An 18,367-nucleotide genomic window follows, 5' to 3' on the forward strand; every position below is an offset into this window, starting at 1 on the left:
CCTACGACGAGGCCGTAGCTGTGTGACGAGTCCGCCAGTAGCTGGCGGCGTCCTGGCCTCCCTGCATCGCAGTGAACTCGTCCGACTGTTGCCTGAGTGCGGCATCGGGCGCCGTGCCCTGAACGTAGGACTCGAGACCGCGGTTGAGCGCGCTGCGGCCCAGGAACTCGGCGTACTCGTGCACGGACGCGACAATCGGAAAGCTGGCGGGATTCCCGTGCACCAAGGCGTTGCGAACACGGTTCCGTCTGGCCTTCAACACGGCACCCTCGGCGGTGTAGTTCGCGATTAGGGCGCTGTACTCGGCATGGCCGCTCACGCTGCCGAACATTCGCCTGATCCAGGCGCGCTCGGACTCGATGCGGCACAGCGAGAGGAGATCACCGCAGCGGTCGGCGACGAAAAGAATCCACGGGCGCGACGGTTTGTCCGCGAGCCATTCTCGGGTCAGTTCGCTGCGGAGTGCACTCTGGTTCCCACCGCCGAGCAGGCACATACCAACGGCTTGCTGCACGTCGGTAAGCCACCGAATGTGTGGCCAGCGCTCGCCGAGGAGGTTGAACAGGTCGTTGGGGGCGAGCGCAGCGTGTGCTGCGACGTGTTGCACCACACGGTCCGCGAGGGGAATCACGCTGCTGATATCTGCTTCGGACGGCTTGTGCATCGCCATGGCGCGGCTGAACGGGTGGTCGGCGGCGGTCTGCACCTCGAGTGCGGCCGCGAGGAACCGGGGAAGTTCCTCGCGGGCCAGCGCCGAGGCGATGCGCGGCCCATGCTTCTTGATCGCGTCCGCGGTAATGCTTTCACCGTAACGATCATCGGGGAAGCCTGCCTGGCGTTGGGAGACAAGCCAGCTGAGAGGGCCAGCCTTGCCGGAACGCAGGACCCCGTACTGAGCGAGGTGCGGGCGGACCCCACCGGAGTTGTGGATCGAGACGTTGAGGATCGTGTTCACCACATGAACGGCACGCTCCAACGCACCAGATACCGTGGTTTTGCCGAGGTCGACGCGCACCAGGAAGTCGACGTCGGACTCCTCGTCGACCATCTTCGCGACCTCAAAGATGCCACCGTGCTGCACCAGCTCCCAGAGCTCCGCCTTGTGCTCGAAGTCTTGGCGCTCGGGCATGGCGTTGGGAACCGCCCAGTGGGCATTGATGAAGGACACCCGCCCGGCGGAGAGGTGCATGAAAGCCTCGCCCTGGTAGCCGAGCCACACCACGATCGGCTCGACCTGGGCCGGAGTGCCGATGTGGGTTCGGGCGTTCGTGATCCGTTCCGGCAGCGGCACGTTCTTCTGGCCGATGGGGACGTCGTTGGGGTCACGACCGAATCCGACTATCGAGACCAGATCGCGGAAGATCCCCTCTGCACTGAGGCCGCGCCTGCGCAGCTGATCGAAGAGCAGTTCGGCGATCTGACGGTATTCCCGGCCCTCCAGGGTGCGGTCCTGAGCGGTGGCCACAAGGTCATCCCAGCTGGTGCGGACAGCTTCGTCTGCCTCGAGCGCTTCGAGGAGGTCCTTCGCAGTCCCGATGACGTTGGTCCAGGAGGCGCCGGTGCGGGTACCCGGCGCCTGCTTCAAGGTCTCCGCAGGGCTTCCAGTGAGCTGTGAGAAGGCGGTTTGGAATCGCTCGAGCGGTGTGGCGATGCGCGCTCGGAGCGAGGTTCCGAGCGCGCGGATGGACTCGTCGAGGTCGAGCTGGAGCGACCTTCGGTTAGCGGAGTTCTTCCAGGCATCGACGCCGCTGGCAAGCTCCACCCACTGCAGGACTTCCTCCACGAGCACGGTGAGCGGTACGACGGTACTGACGCCGTGGCGGCGATCAAGCGATGAGACGAGGGACTTCAGCCAGTCCGGATCGTCGGCGGACCAGTGGTCGCTGACGTTGTAATCGATCATCACCATGGGCCGCCCGCCTCTCGTGCAAGCCTCGCAGCCAGCCGGATGGGCTGCTTCGTCATGTCCTCGTGAGGATACGGGGGCACGCTCGGCCGTAAACGAAGGGCCAAGGCATCTCCTCCCGGATGGCACGCATCGTCCCGGCCGCAGAGTATGGGGAGACCGGCGGCCTACTGTTAGAGCGGCGGCGTCGCTCCTGCGGGCCCGGGCGTCGGACAGACAACTCCCCCTCGACCGCGCCCGTACAGGGCGCCCCCACTCCTGACATGCGTGAGCGATGTGTGAACGGACAGCCCAGCACCAGGTGTCACGAGCAGGACCGAGTACGTAGCCGCATGGCGCTGACCTGGCCGAGGACAGCACCACGCGGCAGGTTCGGGCACTCCCCGGCAAGGATTCGATCCCACCTCATAGAGCGGGTTTCGCAGGTTCGAATCCTGCCGGGGGCACAAGGCGTTACCGCTCTGTACTGCGATTTCTCCCCCAGGGAGGGGTTTTAATCGGCCTCGAACTCCTCGTCCGGGGCCGTTTGCGTGAGCGGTGCATGAGCAGACAAGGAGTTGATCTCCCGCATTTTCCTCAATGGATCAGCACCATCCAGCACGGGTTCCGCGCTGGCAGCCTCCGCGATCGCCAGATCCGCCTCGGGGAGCAGGCTCGTGTACGTGTCCGACGTGATGGTGATCGAGGAGTGGCCGAGCATCTCCTGGATGTCCTTCAGGCCGGCACCGGCCGCGTGAGCCAGGGTCGCCGCGCCGTGGCGGAGGTCGTGGAGCCGGACCGGCGGGAGGCCGATCTCCTCGTACAGCTCGATGAATCGTCGTGTGACGTTGGCGGGGTGGAGAAGTTCTCCGTTCTCCCGGGTGAAGACCCTTCCGGTCTCCGCCCAAGCGCTCCCCCACTTCTCGCGGTCCTTGTCCTGGTGGGCGCGGTGCTGCTTGAGGGCCTGGACCGTGTCGGAGTCGAGAGCGAATGTGCGCGCACCTGCGTCTGTCTTGGGGTCGTCCTCGTACACCTCCCAGCCGTTCACCACCAGTTGCTTGGCGACGGTGAGGAGGCCGGCGCTCAGGTTGGTGTCGGTCCACCTCTGACCGCATGCCTCACCTCGCCGTAGCCCACGAAAGGCGACCAGGTGAAACAGCGCGTACAACCGGTCCTCGGCTACATGGTCGAGGAAGAGGCCGGTGTGTTCCGGCGTCCAGACCATCACCGGCGAGGGCTTCTCTCCGGTGCGCCTCCAGTGGAGGATGCGCTCCTCGGTCCACACGAGCGCCTTGGGACGCCTGCCGGCCTCCAACTCGACGTGGGAGGCGGGGTTGAAGGTGATCAGCTGTTGAGCGATCGCGGCGTTCAACGCAGCCCGCAGTGTGGAGCGAACGCGTTGGCGCGTCGCCGGACCGACGATCCGGCGATAGGGATCCATCTCAGCGATGGCCGCTTTCATCGCCTTACGGCGGGCGCGCGGCTCGCGCCCCTTCCAGGGGATCTGTGCGAGATCCTCGACCGCTTTGCGCCGTGCGGCGTTTCCCTCGGCGATCTCGACGTTGGCCTCGGCTATGGCCTCGAACATCTCCGACAGATGGGTGACCCGAAGGCGGTCGAGTCGTAGGTGTCCGATGCGCGGCTGGAGATGGACACGAATGTTGCTCTCGTCGCGGCTGATCGCGCTCTGCCGCCCCTTCTTGCCCGCCAGCCAGATATCCAGCCAGTCGCCGACCGTGAGGCGGCTGGTGAGGTCCAAGCCGTGGCTCAGCCGCCGACGGGTCGACTCGATGTCCGGTAGCGGGGCCTTCTCGTCCCCCACCTTCTCCAGCAACTCGGCGATCTGATCCAGACCTTCGGAGTCGTCGGCGTCGGCAAGGCCGAGGAGCGCGCGTATGTGGTCGAGGTCGGCTTGTGCGGCTTTGAGACTCTCGTAGCCGGCACGGCTGAACGAGCGGCGGGTTCCGTCGGCACGGAGCGGGAGTTCCTGGCGTACGGAGTAGGAGCCGTGCTTGCGGCCGGCGAGCCTGGGGCACTTCTTGCCGAGCGGTTTGCCGGTCCTAGGGTCGCGGCAGTAGCAGCGGCGGTGGGTGGAGCCCTTCAAGGGCGTTCCTCCTGGGTGGTCTCAGGGGCCCATTCGGGCGGGTCTACGTCGTGAAGTGCGGGTGGGAGGTCGGGTGGGGTGGCTCCGTCTTCGCGGAGCTCGCGACGGAGGTAGCGGAGCTTGTACTTGGCGGAGATGGCCTGGTCGGCGTACGCGCTCTGCTTGCGTTCGGCCTCTTCCTGCTGGGCGCGGCTCGTTGCCGTCTTGGCCGCGAACCGTGCCTGCTCTTCCTCGTCGAGCGCGGCCAGTGCGGTGCGCACGAGACTGGTGTGGGCTTCGAAATCGGGCACGAGGCCCGGGTCATAACCGAGCACTTCCTCTTCGCCGGTGAAGCGCCGCAGGGCGTCCCATGTCGGCACGAGGCCCTGAAAGGGGAGTTCCTGCGTCCGGTCGACGTAACCGACCGGGAAGATCAGGCAGGCCGGGTATGTCTCCAACGCGGCGGCCAAGACGATGACGTCCACCAGCGGGAGGCCGGCCCGACGACCCGACTCCATGTTGGCGATCACGTTGCGGGGGATGGGGTGCCCGAGCTCCTCGCAACGATCGGCCAGATCCTGCGCGCTCCACCCCATCTCCTGGAGTTTTTCACCGTCCTCGGCGGTTCCGGGGTACTCGTGGAGATCCAGCGCTTCCCCTCAGGCGACATCCGCGGGTACAAGATCGCCCTCGACGGCGACACCAACAAGGACGGCCAACCCGTTTGGTTCGCCGGATCCACTCTCGCCCCTGACCTCTCCTATCCCAAGATCAGCGAGCGCCTGACACCTGAGGAAGCGCCCTCGGCGATATCGCCCCAACCCGACGCCTGGCGACGACTCGCCCAGACCACGGACCGCGTGCCCGATCTGCTCGCATGCAGCGATGACAGGACCGGGCAGGCGCACATCGCGGCCCTCGCCGAAACCCTCGACGCACTGCCCCTGCGCGCTCCGGCTGATCTGCGCCCCCAGCTCATGCGGGCAGCCACCGCGTTCGAGCACGCCAGCCGATCACGCATTCGCGCCCACCATCAACAAGCCCGCGCCACCCGGAACGCCGTCAAGGCGATCCTGCGTGAACCCGCTCCCAAGGACGGGGCGGCCCTCGCAATCCTTCTCGACGCCCTTGTCCTGGCCGTCATCGCTGCACGCCACTGGCACCAGACCCACCACCACGATCAACAGGCCGAAGCCGCACGACAGGCAGCCGAGCACCTCCGTGCCGCACACCAGGCGGCCACAGTCCAGCCGATTGCTGTGATTCACCAGCGGGGCCGCCACCTCGCCCTCTTTCTGCAGGAACAACAGGCCGCAGTCGCCCGCCAGGCCCTGCCAGACCTGGCCGAGCGGATCCTTGCCGAACCCGGCTGGCCCGCCCTCGCGGCCACACTCGTCGCCACGAAGAAGGCCGGACACGATCCAGCCGCTCTCCTCACTCAGGCTGCCCGGCACCACGAACTGGACACAGCCACCAGCTACAGCGAGGCCCTCGCCTGGCGCCTGATCCGCCTCGCCGACCTCCCGCAGCACACCCACCCCATTGCGACCGAGACACCGCCCCCGGCCCGAGCCGTCCGCCCCACTCAACAGCGCCGTACACGCTGAGCCTCCGCACGCCCAAGAGAATCCCGACGGACTCAGCCCCCACGCCCGCGCGCTCATCACCTACCTGACCGCGCGGGCACGACACCGTGATGCCACCGAGGCCCGCATGCGCAGCGCTGGCCCCGGTGGCATGCTCACGTTTCGTCTCTCAGGCCGTAGCAACACCTGAGAGAGTTTCCGTCACCGAGGGCACCTCGGAGAACGTGGGCGATCTCCTCGGGCTTGAGATCGATGCCGTCGATCCCCTCCACGGTCAGCGGGACCTCCTCCAGTGCGTATTCGCCCCGGCCCTGGGCACTGAACTCCGGCCCGGTGCGGTCATCGAAGGACCAGGTCGCAATGCGGGTGAGGTAGAACAGCTGACGCTCGTCGTCGGACTCCATCGTGTGCAGGAGGCGGACGATGTCCGCCTTCCCTGCGATCTCCTCGTGGATCTCCCGGTGAAGGGCAGCCTCCCGGGATTCGTCTTCGGCTTCGACACCTCCACCGGGAAGCACCCAGTACACGGGAACTCCGGGCTTGGTGCGGCGGATGACCAGCATCGTGTCGTGCTCGGTGACGAGGACGGCGCGGACTCGTTCGATCATTCGGTTCTGTCTCCTTGCTTGTTGACGGTCTCAGTGCAGCAGCCAGCCGCCATCGACGTGGACTGATTGCCCAGTGATGAACGATGCGGAGGGCCCGACGAGGAACGCCACGAGCGCCGCGACATCTTCGGGCCGCCCCCGGCGGGGAACACACTGGCGCTTGATCTGGTCCTCCGGGCTGGCGCGATGGCGGGCGGGGATCGCGGTCTCGGCCTCGACCTGGATGGCGCCGGGCAGGACCGTGTTGACGCAGACTCCGTACGGGCCCAGTTCGCGGGCGAGGGATCGGGTGAGGCCCAGGAGTCCGGCCTTCGCGGTGCTGTACGCGACGAGGTTGGTCCGGCCAGCGCGGGCGTTGACGCTGCCGATGTTCACGATGCGACCCCAGCACCGTTCGACCATGCCGGGGGTCACCGCGTGGCAGGCGCGGTAGTGCGCGGTGAGGTTCACGTCGAGGGAGTAGTTCCAGGCGGCCTCGTCGGTGTCCTGCCACGGGACGCGTGGGTAGGCCCCGGCGTTGTTCACGAGGATGTCGATCGGGCCGGCCTCCGCACGGACCCGGTCGGTCATCGTCTGGACGGCGTCAGGGTCGGTCAGGTCGGCGTCGATGGCCACGCCAGGACTTCCGCCGCGGTCGAAGGTGGCGAGGAGTGCCCGTGCCTCCCTCTCCTGACCGAGGTGGTTGATGGCCACGGTGGCTCCTGACGTGGAGAGTGCGCGGCCGATCTCGGCACCAATGCCGGTGGCGCCGCCGGTGACGAGGGCAGTCCGGCCTTGCAGCGGCCGGGCTTGGAGATGGGTCTTAAGCAGGGGCAGGGACATTGCGGCTCCGTTCGCCGGGGTCGGAATGAAGGACCGGTGCGGTGGAGAGGAAGACGTCGAGCTCAGTGCCGGGGTGCTGGCTCTCGGCGAGCTTGACCAGGACGAGCAGCAGGTCGTGGCCGGTCAGCCGGGCGGCGGGAATGACGCCGAGGATGCGCAGGGCGAAGAAGGCACGGAGTTCATCCATACCGATGCCGCCATGGCCGCAGAGGCCGTGCAAGGCTCCCGCGATGGCGGCGTGGCGGCCGGGGCCTGTGTTCCAGGTGTAGTGGATGTCGATGTGCCCTGTGGTGGCGTCCAGTTCCAGGTGGTCGATGCGAGGGCGGGTGTGGGAGGGCAGGGCCAAGCGAAGGGTGCGTGCGTACACGTCGGGCTGGTAACGAGGGACGAGCCAGCCGCCCAGGGCCATCAGGTACCAGAGCAGGTTCGCGGCTTCGCCCGCGATGGTGTTGCGACCGGCGAACTCGAAGTCGAGCCAGCACAGTGGGTCGGCGATGTTGGGCTCGGTGGGGTCGCCCTGCGTCAGCCCGGTTGGCCAGCGCCGGTCGGGGCTCAAGGTGTGGCGGACGCTGTCGATGGTTGCGGCGACGTTCAGCGTGAGCGGTCGGCCGTTGGCAGTGACCGTGTAGCCGGCCAGCTCCTGGGCGGTGAGGGTAACGTCGGAGTGGGGCAGGGTGATCGGCAGGTCCCGTCGCAGGTACCAGCGGTCGAGCCGGCCGCCGGGCCGGATCCGGTCGAGGTAAAGGTCCGGCACACACCTGGCGAGCGGAACCACCTTTCCGGTCTCGTCGGCCGGTGCCCGCAGGTTGTGGCAGACGCCGTCCACAAGGCGGGCCAGGCGGGGGAGCGCGGACGGATCGCGGTCAGCCAAGGCGATCACGTCGCCGAGCAGCAGCTCGCATCGTCCACTGGCGAAGACATCCTCGTACGCCAGCAGATGGCGGCCCGGCAACGCCGGACGCCCCCGCAGGGCCGGAACCCGGATCCGGGAGACAAGCTGCGACCAGCCCTGAACTTCGGCTTCGGCAGCCTCCCGGGTCGCGACTTCCTTGTGGAAGGCGACCGCGGTCGAGGCCCTCAGCCGGCCACTCGCGCTCACCTCGCTTCTCCGGGAAGGGTGGCCAGCCAGCTGCGCAGGACGACCAACGCCAGATCCTCTGCGGCAGACCGCTCGGTGCGGGCCGCCGCGACCATGCTCGTGTCCTGGCGGCCCGCCTCTACAAGTGCCTGCAGGGCGTCGCTGTCGGAGGGGCACTCGATCCCGCTGTACCGCAGCTGGATCTTCGCCAGGAGCGCGGTGACCTTGTAGAGGCCGCGGAGGTCAGGCGCACCCTTCAGGAGCTGGCGCCGGATCTCGACGGCAGCCTGGATCCCGTCACGCAGGCTCACGTCAACGTCGGTGGCCGCGTCCGGGGCAGGCAGAGCCAGCCCCGGAGCACACCACAGGGGGACGAGGCCGCCGCTGCCGATGAGCGCGAGGATGTGCAGGAGTCTGGAGGTGACGGCTCCGGCTCGGCACTCGGCACGGGTCAGCACGGTCAGTCCGAGCTTGACTCCGCCGAGTTCGGCTTCCAGGTCGGCCAGGACGCGGCGCATCCCTTCCAGGGACTCGGCGTCGGCAACGACGAACACGTCGAGGTCGCTCCAGCCGTGCTGGTACTTGCCCCGGGCGCCGCTGCCAGTGACGGCCAGGAGGTCGATCAGGGGCTGCGGTCCGGTCAGGCGATCGAGGAGTGTGGAGAGGTAGGACTCCAGGTGTACCGGCAGGCCCAGGGCGTTGACCGGCATGGTGCTCGGCTGGTGCTCGGGCCACTGGCGGGTCAGGACCAGGTGGTCCAGTCGGCGTTCCAGCGCCAAGCGGGGCCCGTCGTTACTGATGACCTCCTGGGCGATGGAGGCGATCTTGTCGGCACCCCTGGCGCTCTTGACGCGGTCACGGTCGGCGACGTCCTGGGCGCCTGCAGTCCCGCGCTGTGCGCGAACTGGTGCGGAGGTGTCCAGGTAGGTGATGGTGAGCTGAGGGCCAAGCATCCTGGCGAGCTCGGCCGCCGAGTCGAAATCGTGCAGCGACTCGATGCTGACGCAGTCGACGAAGTGGTGAGCCTGGCAGTACCGATCGAGGCCGTCCACGATCAGTTCGGCCTGGACGACCGGGGCCACCCGGTACGGGTCCGCGATGCCCGCACGGTCGGCGGCGTCCTCGATCAGATAGCCAATCTTGAGGCGGGCGTGCCCATGGTGGGTTCTCAAGTACTCGCTGGCGGTGCTCTTGCCGCTCTCCGACATCCCGCCGAGTGCGATGACGTGCACACCTGCCATTGCCCTGACGGGAATGGCGGGGTGCAGTGGCGCCAGGAGACGGCGGACCTCGTCCTGGATGGTTACGGTCGATCGGTCGCCGATGCCGATCACCATGGCGAAGCGGCCGTCCGCGACGAGCCGGTTGATCTGAGCGTGGAGGTGGCGCTGGTAGGCCGCGTAGATGTCCGTGACAGTGGCCTCGTGGGACAGGCTCCGGCGGGTACCTTCCTCGGCGTCCTCACAGTGCAGGAGCAGGAGGGCGCGTTCGTCTCGTTCGGCTGCCCGGAGAGCAGACTCGTACGGCGCCAGGAGGGAGCGAGCACGGTCGGCGGCCCGCCAGGCATCCAGGTTCTCCCGTACGGCGACGGTGGCCGCGACGGACGCCTCCAGCATCGGGATCCCGCGGTCCAGAAACCGCACGGGCGCGGAGTACGGATGCCGGGAGCGCTCCAGGTAGGAATGGGCGAGAACATCGGCGACCTCCTCGGCCGGCCCCGTCTCGAACCACCAGCGGCCCATGCCGTCGGTCTTGATGGCCGCCCAGCGCCGGTCGTAGTGGTCAAGGGGGCCTGCCGAGGTGGCGGCAGAGCCCATACGACGGGCGAGAATTCCGATCTGTTTGGTCTTGCCGGTGTTGTCGGGACCGCTGAACGCGACCGACACGGGGAGGGGCTGCGTATCGCTGCTGAGCTGGCTGATCATCGGCTTCCCTTCGCAGGGTGGTGCAGAGCAGGTCGGGCATGGCGGGACCGCGGTTGTCCTATCCGGCGGCGTCGTCCGGGCCTGGGTCGTCGACGTTGAGCGAGGGATGCGCCAGGAAGTCCTGATCAGCCAAGTACTCGCCCTGAACGAGCGCGCCGATCACGGCGAGTCCTGCAGCTGTGCCGAGCGCCCACACCCAGGTCAGGGCAGTTCCGAGCGGATCGGATAACGCGGGCCGGATCACGTGGCCGCTGCTTCCTGGGCCTTCGCGCGCAGGGCGACGGCCCGCTCCAGCTGGGCGCTCAGCAGGAGGACTCTGCCCGGGTCCATTTCGAGGGTCGTGGTGGTCTTCGTACCGTCGAGGAAGCAGACCTCGATCGGCAGGGCCGCGTGCCCGGTCCGTCGGTCGTAGCGGGGGTCCTTGTCCAGGAGTGCGAGGCCGCAGACGATCGGGGTCGTCTGCCGGGAGTCACGTCCGGCCACCTTGTGGGGTGCCGGATGCTGCGTTGTCTCGTCCGCCGTCGAGGGCGGGGTCGTGCGGCTGCGGGGGTCGTGGTCGGTCGTCGTCACCGGTGTTCCTCTCACGCGTCCGGGCAGGCACCAACAGGCCCTGATCAGGGCCTGTTCGAGCCAATCGGAGATCCAAGGGGTGATGTTCAGTCAACGACGATCCGCGGTCCCGGGGCAGGGCCCAGGATGTAGTCCTGCGTAATCCCGCGTAATCCAGGTGGGGAGGGTGACGGGGTGCCGAAGAACCCGGCTGTCGCGGAGCTGATCAAGCAGGCGTGCCAAGAACGGGGCTGGGGGCCGTCGGAGTTGGCACGCGCGCTCGGTCTGGCGGAGAGCGGCGACCCGCGGCGTCTGCAGCGCCAGCACGCCCGGCGCTGGATCGAGGGGGAGCGAACCCCCGACCATTGGTGGCCCTACATCGCCCAGGTGTTGGGACTAGACCCGGAAGCGATCAACCTTCCAGAGATCGCGCCGGCGGCACTCCACGCCGATACCGTGGCATCAGTCCTCCAGCTGGGAAGGAACGACGTGGACCGCCGGAACTTCATCCTCGCCTCCAGCGGATACGCCCTGTCTGCCCTCGGCCTGCCCGACATGGACAGCATCACCCGCCGGACCACAACCGTCTCCCCAGGGGCCGTTCGCGTCGGCAGGGGCGAGGTGGCAGCCGTGCGCCACATGGTGAAGGCCCTCGGCGACTCGGCGTCCGAACTCGGCGGCGGCCACGCGCGCCATCTGGCCGTCCGCTACCTGACCCAGGACGTTGCTCCCTGGCTGGAGGGCCGCTTCACCGAAGCCACCGGGCGCGAGCTGTTCGCCGCGACCTCCCAGCTGGTCCACCTCGCCGGCTGGATGGCCCAGGACGAAGGCGACACCCTCGAACTGCGCGGGCTCGCTCAGGGCTACTACGCCCACTCCTTCCGCCTGGCCGCCGAGGCCGGCGACGCGGAGCTGTCCGCCACCGCCCTGCGGGGGCTCGCTGTCCAGTGCGTCGACCTGGGCTACCGAGCCGAGGCCGTCCAGCTCGGCGAAGCCTGCGTGGAGTACGGCCGCCACCTGGACAACCCGCGAGCCGTCGCCTACTACGAAGCCACCCTCGCCAACGCCGCCGCCCAGGACGACGACCGCCACATGGCGACCAAGCACCTCGCCATGTCCGAGACCGCCATCGGCAGACCTGCCACCGCAGGCAGCGATTCCTGGGCGGCCCATTACTCCCCCGGCCGCTGGGCCCACGAATCCGGCATGATCCTCTCCCGCCTCGGCGACCTCGACGCCGCCGAAGAACACCTCCACCTCGCCCTCGACATCCACGGCCTCGACCGCCGCCGCACCCGCGCCATCGTCCTCGCCGACCTCGGCGGCGTACGCCTGCGCCAAGGAGACGTCGACGGCGCCATGGCCACCTGGCGCGAATTCCTCGACTGCGCCGACGGCATCCGCTCGATCAAGGTCCAGGCCGCACTGCGGGACATGCGCGTACGCCTGCGCCGGTACAGCGGAGTTCCTGAGGCGCAGGAACTCCGTGAACGAGCAGCTCGCGTCACTGCCTGATTAGCGAGGGCCAACGAAGCACTCGTCAGCGGCTCAACGACGGGGCGTCAGACCTCGTGTGCCCGGCCTTCAAGCGCTGGGGGTCTACGCCTTCGTGAAGGCATCCTCGACCTGACCGATCCGGTCAGTCCACCAGTGCAGTAGCGCTTCGTCAGCGGTGAACAGCTCATCGCAGGAGAAGTCACCGCGGTCGCAGTGGAACTTCAGCTGCCAGAAGTCCGTCATCCGCTTCCGCCACAGCCGGCGTACGCCATCCGCCAGCGTCGACGCGTCCAGCGAGACCACGGAACGGTAGCCGCGCATGAACTCCGACACCCGAGCGAGGTCGAACACCCTGTCTATGCCGTGGACCAACCTGCCCCGGCTACTCGTTGGGCCGCCCGAATGCCACCGAGCGAGGAAAGGGAAGCCCGTTGAAGAAGCGACTGCCACCCGTCGCACTGCGCTATGCCATTCACTCGGCCTTGCCCGAGTGGCGCCACCTGCTCAGCAGGAGCATTAGATTGGAGGCTCCGTCATAATCTTTTGGGCCTGCGTAATGAAGTCCGATTGCGCGTCCAGGAAAGATTCGAAGGCAAGATCAATCTGCCGCTGCTCTTCCGACCTATGCAGGAAGAGGTGGACCATCCGATAGATATCGCTTAATAGAGACGTTGTTGCCCTAGCAACCTCCTCAGGGCCACAAAGTCGAATTCTGGTCAGCCGAGACTCGCCTCGCAACGGAATCGGCTCTACCTGAGATCTCAGCAGCTCGAATTCCTCAGGCGAAAGTGACGATGCGGGCTCAGAGGGCAGGTGTTCCAGGGGTTCCAGCAGCTCCATAAACGACAGATATGCATCTCGTCGCTCGGCCCTGAGCTGGCGCGCATGCTCAATCCGCCCGTGGTCCCGAGCCTGCCGCCGAGTGCCCACATAGGTCAGCCAGGAAGCTCCCAGCGTCCCGACAACTGCGATGCCCGCCCCGCACAAGGCCGCTACTGCTTGGTCCATACGACCCATCCTGGACCACTCGCTGCTCCGAGACATGCAAACCAGGCTCACAGCAGACGGTGACCGCTGATCCCACTCCCCGATACGGCGCTCCACGCCCGCCCCCCAACCCGGCGGAAGACTTGCACACATGAGCGCGCTATCGCATGACGCGACGAGCCGCACGCCACACCTACGGTTGACCTGGCCGCCGGGAACAAAAGATCCACGCCTTCTCCAGGTGCGGTGGTGCGAGGACACGGGACAGGGCCAGCCACCGTGCTGTTCGAACGCCAGTTGCTGACTACCTATGGACTTCCAGTCCAATCAAGGCTTTCCAACCGCCGCCCAAGAGCTCGCAGCGAGCCCCGTGTCGTCGGCAAGCCCGAGCCCTCCCCTTCCTGACACCAACCTGACAACTGCATCCAAATGAGGCAACAGGCGCTGCAATCCAGACACTTCCACCTTTCGAAGCCTTAATCCTGGCGCGATTTGAGCCTATCTACACAGTAATCATTCGCATACTGTGAGTCACGTTTTTGGCTTGGCCCGGCGCTGCACGATCCCGTGCTGCGTCAGCATGTGTTGAAGAAGGGGGAGGGGACACACCATGGATCCGTTGGCGTTTCCGGTACTTGCCGGAGCAGTGCTTACCGAGGCCGTCAAGTTCCTGTTCGATCGGGCGAGTGCCGTACTCGACAGGCGCGCCGGCCGTGTCCCAGTCGAAGAGCCGGAGCGCGTGGCGGGACTGCCAGACACGCTCCAGGTGCGAGCCGCTGAACTAACGGACGCACGTATGGAGCGCATCAGTCAGGCTCAAGGTGCAGTCCGGGTCTACCTCTCGCGCCCGGATCTTCTCCAGGGTGATGACGAGGGGCTTCGCGAGCTCCTCGGCCAGTTGCGGCGGGACCTTGAAGAAGCCTACGGCCGCGGCCTCCCGTTCGGAGATGAGCAGCGCCCCCGCCTAGGTGCGGAAGTCTCCCAGCACGCCGACGAAATCTCAGGTCAGCAGGTGGGCATCCGTGCGCAGGGCCTGACAGATAAGGGCCGTGCCCGGGTGGTGCAAACCGCCAAGACCATTACGGAGTCGGGCGAACAGGTCGGGCTGCAATTCGACGGACCGATCGGCTGAGGTCCACAACACACATGAGCTTCGAAAATGACAACACTCAGCCGGACACACGAAGGTCCGATGCGCACGGACGCTTCGATGGCCAGCCGCCTCCACCCGTTGCAACCGGTGAGTGGCCCACTCCGCGACCAAGCGACCCGACGAAAAGTTCCGTGGAGTTTCGGGAGGATTCCGAGGCAGAATCATTGGCTGATGCAAACGGTGACATGCTCTCAGGCGACGAACCCACTGAACGGGCACCTGACGCGCCCCCACGCCCGCCTGACTCGATCCCATCGGCCAACGACAGGGCAGCCTTACTCCTGGGCACTCTACCGCACGACAACCAACATGGGGATGCCGCTTCGGCGCCTGGCGACTCCACAAAAGAGGCGGGGGCACCACTGGCCCCGGCCTTACCAAATGCGGAGCGGGAGGGCGCCGACACCGAAGAGTTGCAACCACAACCTGCCTACGAGGATCGCGTTCATCCACGCGATGAGCACCTAGCAGCAACGACAGACTGGGGCCCTGGATACACGCGCTCAGCAGGCACCGCTCGATCACAGAGCGTCCCATCGACCATCGAGTCTGCGATCCATGCTTCACCGAGCGATTCGTCCGACCTGCATGCCCCTGCCCGGCGTGACACGCCTCCCGCATCCGCCAGGCCGCTGGCCACCACCACGGATGCCGCCTCCCAGCGGCAGACGCCAGCCCCAGCTGCAGTAGAAGCTTTCCACCAGGCAGCGCTCTTGCAGCGGGCCTTGATCAACAATGGCGAGATGATCGCCGTGAAGAATGTCTTCGAGCAGACGCTCGATACTCACGCGTCGATTTCGGCCGGATACCTTGACGTCATCCGTGAGGTATATGCCGAGCTGCACGCAAACGATCACGTCACAGGAACCGAACGAAGCACCTTCAACGACGGCTACTCGCTGCTCGAACTACCAGGGTCCGTGCTGGTCCTCAATCGGCCACCTAACACCAGCCGCAACATCACTGCCTACGCCCTCATGGCCCGTCTTATTGAGAACGGGCTCATCAAGGAAGTCTGGCCGCTCTCGTTCGGAAGCGCTTCAATCTTCCCTGCCAAGCGCCTCCCTCGCGAACAACACCGTGGTTACGTACTCGAACTGCCGGCCGACGAGGACGGTTTTGAGGTCCACGACTCGTTCGGAGCGAACCTTAAGGACGTCCAGGAACACCTCGGCCCGCGCCACTCTCGACTCGTTGTCATCACTACGCCCGACCAGTGGCGCCGCATCGGACGCGGCGCTCCACATGGAGTAACTCCTGACCTAGGCCAGGCACGGCCTGCCGACATTGCGGAGCGATGGCTGCGCGCAGAGGAGCCCTCTTTCCCGATTGCTCTTTGGCTCAGGCGCCTAAAGATGAAAGCTCTCCTGGAGGGGCAAAGCCCGACCGAGGTTCTGCGCATCGTGGGTCTCATGCGAGAGGCTCGGCGGTCCGCCTTGCGGACCATTGCCAACGCCTCAGCCGGCCTCGATGAATTGCAGCGTCGCCGGGCCGAAGCCGCGGCCGACGCAGACGAGGCGATCGACAAGCAAGTGGCCGAGGTCGCAGCCGCTCGGAACAACTGGGAGGACGACCTCCATACATGGCACGAAAGGCCAGAGCGAACCAGTTTCCAGCGTAACTTTCTGGTTACCGCTGCCGTGCTACGCGGAGCTCCTGTCGGCCACATCTATGCCAAGGCCGCTGACCTCAGCAAGCTACTTGAAGGCCACGATGTCGAGGTCACGGGCCAGCAGGCACCCGGCGTCATCGCCATGACCAGGGCCATCCGCGCAGACCGCACACGAGAAGGCGTACTTACCTTCCAGCGTCCGAACTGGGACGACGCCGCTCTGGAGTACTTCTGGACCGACCGTCCGCTCGCCCGGGTTCCCTTCCTGCAGTGGCTAGCACAGGCACCCCTGGACGAGCCGAAGGTGGCCATGGAAAGCGTCGGTCTGGACGATCGACGGGCTCTAGCCGAGAGAGTCGGTGATTTTGCTGTCCGCTGGGCGGTCCGCCACCGCCGCCAAGAACCCCTGGAGGAGTTGGTCAAGGCATGGCATAAGCATTCCAAAAAAGGGCTGTGGCCCCTTGCCACAGCCCTCCTAGACGACGCAGCCGTTCACCCCGCTAGCGCTCCATACATCAACACAATGCTGCTGTCTTGGGCTAGCCGCAAAACAGACGTTGCTCTGCCGTTGGCAGTCGTGTCTGTCTGTGCCGGCAAGTTCGGGCGAATCCACACCGGAAAGGCGCTGCGGCGCCTGCGGCACGCCGCGGAGTCGGAGCATCCTGAGGTTGCAGATGCACTCCGAGAGGCCGTGCGCACTCTCTGGGCAGACGTTTCCGTGCGGCCGCTCCTCTTCAAAGACATCGTCGACTGGTGCGGGAACGCCAAGGTAAGAGAAACCGTCGGCCGCCAGACGTTCGCCGCACTAGCGACAACCGCCGGAAGCGAGAACCTCGACATTCCGCTGATCCTCGACAATTCTAGCGATGGAGATGAGGAGGAATTTCGCCCGTCGCCAGAAGGGTTGATTCAAGGGTGGCGGGCCCTACTGAGAGAAGGCCCCGGGCCCACCGGCACAAGGGAAGTGGATAGGGCGGTCTTCCTTTGGCTGGATGCCGCCTTGCGGCACCGCCCTCTGAGACATCTCATCCTTCACTCTCTTCGAAAGGCCGTTGACGTACGAGGCACCGAGGAGGGGCGGGTTCTGCGCGAGACACTACGCGCTTGTGCGCACGGCTGGGTGCAAGGCGAAGACCGCCCCTTCTCGGAGGAAAGGGAGTCACTGCGGCAGGATCTGGGCGCCCTCCTCGACGAGGATCTGTATGCCGCCGTGCAAGAGCAGGAGGGGGGCGGCCCCATTGATGAGGGCGCCACCATCAAGAGGGCCGACACCAAGTGAGGCGATTCATTCCCTGGCCGCGACGAAACACGGCGACAGAACCACCGCCCCCGCCCCCGCCCCCTGCGCGGGCCTACACCTTCACTGACCGGCTGACCAGCAGCAATCCAACGCTGCGCTTCATCGCGCAGCTACAGCTGACATGGCGGGCGGAGTCAATAGGTACTACTGGCAGCCAGCACGATGCAGCACGCCTCATCCGGGACATCGTGGAAAAGGAAGCATCATCATGCGACGTATTGCGACGTGACGCCGCCGAACAGGACATCAATGCCGCCTTGCGGGATCTGCTGCCGCTGACGGGGCATGGGGTCGAGGTGCTGAACAGCCATGTTCGCCTCACTACCGATGAATCAACACAAAAGGCAGCTCTCTTAGCGGAGCGCATGTGCCAGGGCTACGCCCTCGAAGAAGCTCGCCGACGCCAGGACCAAGAGCGGGAAGAAGCCCGTCTACGCCTGCAGCGCGAGAGGGAAGAAGCCCAACGGTGCGAGGAACATGCTCGTGCCGAGGACCAGCTTCGCCGCGAGTGCGAGCTAGACGCCTTGGCCCGCAGGCAGGCCCGAGCACGCGCGGACTTTCTCCGCAGCGAGATCCTCAGCGACCCAGCCTCCGCCCGCCTATACACGCTCATGGAGCAGCACACAGAGCACTGGCCTCGCCTGGGTGGGCCTCCTGTCGGCACGAGCCTGCCGGACTTGGTACGCGAAGTTCAGCAATGGCAGCCGCAAGCGCAATGGGTCGTCGTGGCCCAATTACTCAACGACTTCGTGGTCGGCCTCACGGAGGAGGGTCGCAAGGAATTCCTGACTATTTTAGCAAAGGCTGTCAAGGTACATGGCGATGAAAAAACCGCCAAAGCGCTCACCCAAGCCGCAGGGGAGCGCAAGTGAAACCAGCCCTGTGGCGTTGGGCCTTGGACCCAACCACAAGCCTTCTAGCTCTACACCTCCGGGCCCAAGCCCGCGGTCGTATGTCGTATGACGCCGCCTGGCGATTGGCTCGCGTCACCCGCTACCCCGACGAACTGGTCTACCGCCTCCACGGCCACGGCCGGGAAACCACGCGCCAGAGCGGACCCGACCTGCCATCTCGGGAGTCGAGATGACCGTCAATGTTTTGCCCCGCATGGGCCCACGGGGTACTTGGTCGTGGGCGCCCCGTGCCTGTGAGGGACAGACACGGTCGACTGGTTGCAGTACGCCCCGGTTGAGAGCTCGACGCGTGCGCGATGTGTGAGCGGACCGGCCGGCACAGGTCGCCATCAGGGGGATGCAGTACGCAAGGGCCACCGTGCTGACCA

15 protein-coding genes are annotated in these 18,367 nt (G+C 66.3%); 5 read left to right on the top strand and 10 right to left on the bottom strand.

What is annotated here, in order from left to right; genetic code table 11:
• Position 1: 1 nt before the first annotated feature.
• The 3 genes from OG978_RS17355 to OG978_RS17365 all read right to left on the bottom strand — a co-directional run bounded on the left by OG978_RS17355 (position 2) and on the right by OG978_RS17365 (position 4,564).
• Positions 2 to 1,909: a hypothetical protein gene (locus tag OG978_RS17355; protein WP_326766107.1), complete on the bottom strand. Its 1,908-nt coding sequence runs from the start codon at positions 1,907 to 1,909 to the stop codon at positions 2 to 4.
• Positions 1,910 to 2,399: 490 nt separating this feature from the next.
• A complete protein-coding gene (locus tag OG978_RS17360) occupies positions 2,400 to 3,989 on the bottom strand; it encodes a site-specific integrase (protein ID WP_326766108.1) in 1,590 nt (529 codons plus the stop codon).
• On the bottom strand, positions 3,986 to 4,564 hold the full coding sequence (locus OG978_RS17365; RefSeq protein WP_326766109.1) for a transcriptional regulator: 579 nt from the start codon (positions 4,562 to 4,564) through the stop codon (positions 3,986 to 3,988). Before OG978_RS17365 ends, OG978_RS17360 begins: the two co-directional genes overlap by 4 nt.
• On the opposite strand from OG978_RS17365, the gene OG978_RS17370 reads away from it, so the two are divergent.
• Positions 4,514 to 5,575: a hypothetical protein gene (locus tag OG978_RS17370; protein ID WP_326766110.1), complete on the top strand. Its 1,062-nt coding sequence runs from the start codon at positions 4,514 to 4,516 to the stop codon at positions 5,573 to 5,575. The genes OG978_RS17365 and OG978_RS17370 overlap by 51 nt on opposite strands.
• A 134-nt stretch (positions 5,576 to 5,709) precedes the next feature.
• Here the strand turns inward: OG978_RS17370 and OG978_RS17375 are convergent, their stop codons facing one another.
• The 6 genes from OG978_RS17375 to OG978_RS17400 are packed head-to-tail and all read right to left on the bottom strand — an operon-like array spanning position 5,710 to position 10,557.
• A complete protein-coding gene (locus OG978_RS17375) occupies positions 5,710 to 6,162 on the bottom strand; it encodes an NUDIX hydrolase (RefSeq protein ID WP_326766111.1) in 453 nt (150 codons plus the stop codon).
• Positions 6,163 to 6,192: 30 nt separating this feature from the next.
• Positions 6,193 to 6,984: an SDR family NAD(P)-dependent oxidoreductase gene (locus OG978_RS17380; RefSeq protein ID WP_326766112.1), complete on the bottom strand. Its 792-nt coding sequence runs from the start codon at positions 6,982 to 6,984 to the stop codon at positions 6,193 to 6,195.
• Complete coding sequence (locus tag OG978_RS17385; protein ID WP_326766113.1) at positions 6,965 to 8,083, bottom strand: hypothetical protein; 1,119 nt, start codon at positions 8,081 to 8,083, stop codon at positions 6,965 to 6,967. The genes OG978_RS17380 and OG978_RS17385 overlap by 20 nt, the downstream gene beginning before the upstream one ends.
• Positions 8,080 to 9,987, bottom strand: a complete 1,908-nt coding sequence (locus OG978_RS17390) for a nucleotidyltransferase domain-containing protein (RefSeq protein ID WP_326766114.1) — start codon at positions 9,985 to 9,987, stop codon at positions 8,080 to 8,082. Before OG978_RS17390 ends, OG978_RS17385 begins: the two co-directional genes overlap by 4 nt.
• A gap of 58 nt (positions 9,988 to 10,045) precedes the next feature.
• Positions 10,046 to 10,231: a hypothetical protein gene (locus OG978_RS17395; protein WP_326766115.1), complete on the bottom strand. Its 186-nt coding sequence runs from the start codon at positions 10,229 to 10,231 to the stop codon at positions 10,046 to 10,048.
• Positions 10,228 to 10,557: a hypothetical protein gene (locus OG978_RS17400; RefSeq protein WP_326766116.1), complete on the bottom strand. Its 330-nt coding sequence runs from the start codon at positions 10,555 to 10,557 to the stop codon at positions 10,228 to 10,230. The genes OG978_RS17395 and OG978_RS17400 overlap by 4 nt, the downstream gene beginning before the upstream one ends.
• 174 nt (positions 10,558 to 10,731) lie before the next feature.
• Between OG978_RS17400 and OG978_RS17405 the strand changes: the two genes are divergently transcribed.
• Positions 10,732 to 12,051, top strand: coding sequence for a tetratricopeptide repeat protein (locus OG978_RS17405; protein WP_326766117.1), 1,320 nt, complete (start codon positions 10,732 to 10,734; stop codon positions 12,049 to 12,051).
• An 84-nt stretch (positions 12,052 to 12,135) separates the two neighbouring features.
• Here OG978_RS17405 and OG978_RS17410 read toward each other — a convergent pair whose 3' ends face one another.
• Entirely contained in the window at positions 12,136 to 12,384 is a 249-nt protein-coding gene (locus OG978_RS17410) for a hypothetical protein (protein WP_326766118.1), read from the bottom strand.
• Positions 12,385 to 13,630: 1,246 nt separating this feature from the next.
• Between OG978_RS17410 and OG978_RS17415 the strand changes: the two genes are divergently transcribed.
• The 3 genes from OG978_RS17415 to OG978_RS17425 all read left to right on the top strand — a co-directional run bounded on the left by OG978_RS17415 (position 13,631) and on the right by OG978_RS17425 (position 17,957).
• Complete coding sequence (locus tag OG978_RS17415; protein ID WP_326766119.1) at positions 13,631 to 14,152, top strand: hypothetical protein; 522 nt, start codon at positions 13,631 to 13,633, stop codon at positions 14,150 to 14,152.
• A 764-nt stretch (positions 14,153 to 14,916) separates the two neighbouring features.
• The gene (locus OG978_RS17420; RefSeq protein ID WP_326766120.1) at positions 14,917 to 17,064 is read left to right on the top strand and encodes a hypothetical protein; all 2,148 of its coding nucleotides are present in this window, start codon (positions 14,917 to 14,919) and stop codon (positions 17,062 to 17,064) included.
• A 209-nt stretch (positions 17,065 to 17,273) separates the two neighbouring features.
• The gene (locus OG978_RS17425; RefSeq protein WP_326766121.1) at positions 17,274 to 17,957 is read left to right on the top strand and encodes a hypothetical protein; all 684 of its coding nucleotides are present in this window, start codon (positions 17,274 to 17,276) and stop codon (positions 17,955 to 17,957) included.
• The last annotated feature ends 410 nt before the right edge of the window (positions 17,958 to 18,367 follow it).

The sequence above is a fragment of the Streptomyces sp. NBC_01591 genome (assembly GCF_035918155.1).
GTDB lineage: Bacteria > Actinomycetota > Actinomycetes > Streptomycetales > Streptomycetaceae > Streptomyces.

Coding starts and splice junctions, on each gene's coding strand:
- OG978_RS17355 (WP_326766107.1), bottom strand. CDS start 1,909: ATGGTGATGATCGATTACAACGTCAGCGACCACTGGTCCGCCGACGAT.
- OG978_RS17365 (WP_326766109.1), bottom strand. CDS start 4,564: ATGGGGTGGAGCGCGCAGGATCTGGCCGATCGTTGCGAGGAGCTCGGG.
- OG978_RS17375 (WP_326766111.1), bottom strand. CDS start 6,162: ATGATCGAACGAGTCCGCGCCGTCCTCGTCACCGAGCACGACACGATG.
- OG978_RS17380 (WP_326766112.1), bottom strand. CDS start 6,984: ATGTCCCTGCCCCTGCTTAAGACCCATCTCCAAGCCCGGCCGCTGCAA.
- OG978_RS17390 (WP_326766114.1), bottom strand. CDS start 9,987: ATGATCAGCCAGCTCAGCAGCGATACGCAGCCCCTCCCCGTGTCGGTC.
- OG978_RS17415 (WP_326766119.1), top strand. CDS start 13,631: ATGGATCCGTTGGCGTTTCCGGTACTTGCCGGAGCAGTGCTTACCGAG.
- OG978_RS17420 (WP_326766120.1), top strand. CDS start 14,917: ATGATCGCCGTGAAGAATGTCTTCGAGCAGACGCTCGATACTCACGCG.